1 protein-coding gene is annotated in these 979 nt (G+C 52.7%); it reads right to left on the bottom strand.

Translation table 11 applies throughout. The annotated features are described in order from the left end of the window. The coding region (locus ACTHS3_RS14885; protein ID WP_440368357.1) for an RNA polymerase factor sigma-54 at window positions 1-979 on the bottom strand (979 nt) is incomplete at both ends.

The raw sequence follows: 979 nt of genomic DNA, 5'->3' as shown, positions 1-979 counted from the left end.
TTTCAATCAGCTGGCTCAATACGGCTTTGATTGCGCCTTGGCTGAACCCTTCGCCCTCATCGTCGGCATTGACTGCCTGTGTGAAGAAATAGCGTAACGCAAACAGGCCGCGCGGGCAAGACAAATATTTCTGGTTGGCGGCGCGCGAAATGGTGCTTTCCGCCAAACCCAATTCGGCAGCGGCATCTTTCATCAGCATGGGCGACAGGCCGATTTCGCCGAAGATGAAAAAATCTTCCTGATTTTTGACAATATACTCGGCAAGGCGGAGGACTGTGCTTTTGCGCAGTTCCAAAGAATCAATGCGCTGTTTGGCTTCGCTGATTTTTTCCTTCCACTCCGGCGCACCCTCTTCCGCCGATTTCATCAGGTCGCAATATTCCTGATTGAGCTGCAGCTTCGGCCAGGCCGCTTCGTTGCTGATGACTTCCCAGCCGTCCTTGCCCTCTTTCACCCAAACGTCAGGCTGAATATAAGGCGTGGGGGTGGCAGAAGCGAAGCCGTAAGCCGGATAAGGATTCAAGCCGGCAATCATATCGAGTGCGGCTTCTATGGTTTCACTGTCGGCCTGGGGATAAAGTTTGCGGAAACGCAGAACGTTTTGTTTGCGGTTTTTGCCCAAATCTTGAAGCGAACTTTGCACCAAATGCGCGGCCATTTGTCTGGCCGGAGAAGCCGGCAAACGCATCAGCTGCAGCATGAGCGACTCGGTCAAATCAGCCGCCGCCACGCCGGGCGGATCAAAGGTTTGCAATACATCCAGCGCATTTTGCAGGGCTTCTTCGTCCAGCATCCATTCCAACGGCGTGTGGTCGATGATTTCTTCGAGACTGTCGGTGAGGTAGCCTTGCTCGTCCAAAAAATCAATCAAGACATGAACATAGGCTGCCTCCACTTGCGAAAGCGGATGCTCGCACACTTGGGCATGCAGATAGTGTTTGAAATCCTCTTCTTCGGCGATGTTGCTCCAAATATCTTC

It is taken from the genome of Neisseria sp. P0009.S007 (assembly GCF_051962515.1).
The sequence above is the reverse complement of the archived record's forward strand: the minus strand, read 5'-3'. Positions and strand labels throughout refer to the sequence as shown.